The organism is Rhodococcus sp. CX, from assembly GCF_015865005.1.
Taxonomy (GTDB): domain Bacteria; phylum Actinomycetota; class Actinomycetes; order Mycobacteriales; family Mycobacteriaceae; genus Rhodococcus.
This window is the reverse complement of record NZ_JADZGH010000222.1, coordinates 23,200-25,425: the sequence shown is the minus strand read 5'-3', so window position 1 is coordinate 25,425 and position 2,226 is coordinate 23,200. Positions and strand designations below refer to the sequence as shown.

General features: G+C 67.9%; 2 protein-coding genes. One reads left to right on the top strand and one right to left on the bottom strand.

The window, feature by feature from the left end; translation table 11 throughout:
• On the bottom strand, positions 1 to 655 hold a 655-nt coding region (locus I0Q12_RS24635; protein WP_197255618.1), incomplete at its 3' end, for an NADAR family protein.
• A gap of 402 nt (positions 656 to 1,057) precedes the next feature.
• Between I0Q12_RS24635 and I0Q12_RS24630 the strand changes: the two genes are divergently transcribed.
• Positions 1,058 to 2,226, top strand: a 1,169-nt coding sequence (locus I0Q12_RS24630; RefSeq protein ID WP_307846501.1) for an ABC transporter substrate-binding protein, incomplete at its 3' end; no start/stop codon positions are given.

Below are 2,226 nucleotides of genomic sequence, written 5' to 3'. Positions count from 1 at the left end.
TGATCGGGCATCGCGAGCACCTGATCGTCGAGCCCGACATCGCGATCTCGGTGCCGTGCTCGGCAGTCAATTTCGTGGCCAGGCGCGACAGCTCCGCCTGCACCCACTCGCGCGTGTCGGGCTCGACGATCAGGTGCTCGCGATGCCCGATCACTGCCGCCCGGATCCATCGGTCCGGGTCGTCGCCGCGGTCGACAGCCCGTTGCCGCATCCAGATGCGGCCGAGTTCGTTGCGGCCGATCGGCGTCTTGTACCCGCGGTCCCGGTGCCGGCCCCACAGTTTGTCCGGGCCGGCGGCGACGAGGAGGGCATCACCGGTCGCGGACAGCGCGGCCCGGACGACGAGATCGGCGGTCATCGCGGCGACGATCTCGCGGAGCACAGTGAACCGTGCGGTCGGCCAGTCGTCGCGGCGGACCGCGCCGGTGCCGATGCGGTGCGCGTCTTCGCTGCTCGTGGCGGGGTCGGCGATGCGATCCCACGCGATCGTCGAGGTGGTGTGCGCGGCCGCGAAGGCGTGCTCCGGTGTCGGCCAGGTCCGGCCGGCCCAGTCGATCGGCACCGGCCGGCGCAGATGCAACGGCCAGTCCGGGTGCGCGCCGAGGTCGATGACGTCGAGGGCCGTCGGGGTGTCGGTGGTTCTCTGGCGGGTCACTGCGTCTCCGTGCTGGTGGTCGTCGGATACAAGGATCGGTGACGGGTCCCGTTGTCGTCGAGTCGGGCTGCGGCGGTGACCCGCAACTGCTCTCGGGGGCTTCGCGGGTCGCATTCTTTCGACGAAGCGACCCGAACAGGTACCGGAGGAGGCCGGCCCTCGGCCACGCTGCGTCGCCGCCGGGTGAGGCGCAGACGCGATCGCCCGGGCGCCACCCGGTGCACCCTTCGACCGAAATGTCCGCTCAGGTTCCGCCAAAACCGTCCCTGGCGGACGACGAAGCAATATCTTCGTTCTCCAAGCCGGAGAGGACAGTTTCCCTGGTGGGTGGGGGCACTTCGCCCGTCCGGCTCCCTGCCCGATCACGTCGATCGCGCAGGCTCAGAGGACCAGGGGACACACGTGAATCGACATCGCACATTCCTTGCCGGGCAGTGGCGCATCGTCGTCGCCGTCGCGGCGGTCGCACTGCTCGCCGCCGGCTGTAGCGGCCGCACCGGCACCGAAACCGACAGCACCACGTCCGGACAGGGCGGATCGTCCGCGGTGTCCGCCGACTTCGGTGACCTCACCGAGGTGTGCCAGGACGGTGACGCTTCGACCGCCACCACGCAGGGCGTCACCGCCGAGCAGATCGAGGTCGGCGTCTTCTCCGACATCGGATTCACCAAGAACTCCGAATTCGTCGACGCGGCAAAGGTGTTCACGTCCTGGTGCAACGACAACGGCGGCATCAACGGCCGCACCCTCGTCGCCAACACCCGCGACACGAAACTCATGGAACCGCGCCAGCGGATGATCGAAGCCTGCCGCGAGGACTTCGCCCTCGTCGGCGGCGGCGCCGGCCTCGACGCCCTCGGCGTCAAGGAACGCCTCAACTGCCTGCTCCCGAGCTTCCCCGCGCAGGCCGTGCAGGAACGCGCCGCCGGCGCCGACCTCGAGGTCAGCGCCTCGCCGTCCAAGGTCCCCGGCTACGACAACTACGCCGGTTTCCGCACCTGGGCCGTGGACGAGGCCTATCCGGATTCGAAGCAGGCCATCGGCCTCATCAACGGCGACTCGGCGATCACCAAGGCCGTGCAGCAGATGACCCTCGAGACCCTGGACGCGATCGGCGCGAAGGTCGTCTACAACGAGTTGTATCCGACGATGGGCGTGTCGGACTGGACGCCCTACGCCCAGGCCATCAAGAACAACGGCGTCAAGGGCCTGATCTTCATGGGCAGCTTCGATCAGCTCGCCAAGCTCGAAGAGGTCCTGACCAACATGGACTACAAGCTGGACTGGATCGATCCGAACAACAACGCCTACAACCAGCAGTTCCTCGACCTGCTCGGTCGCTCCGCCGATTTCCAGAACAACATCGTCGATCTCAGCGGTGTCGCCCCGCTCGAAAGCGACGAACCCGCCGTCGAACAGCTGAAGGAGCTCTACGCGAAGTACGCGCCCGACGCCCAGATCACCCTCCCCGCCATGCGCGCCTGGTCGTCCTGGTTGCTGTTCGCCAAGTCCGCAGCCGCGTGCGGCGACGAGCTGACCCGAAAGTGCGTGTACGACAACGCTCGTCAGGA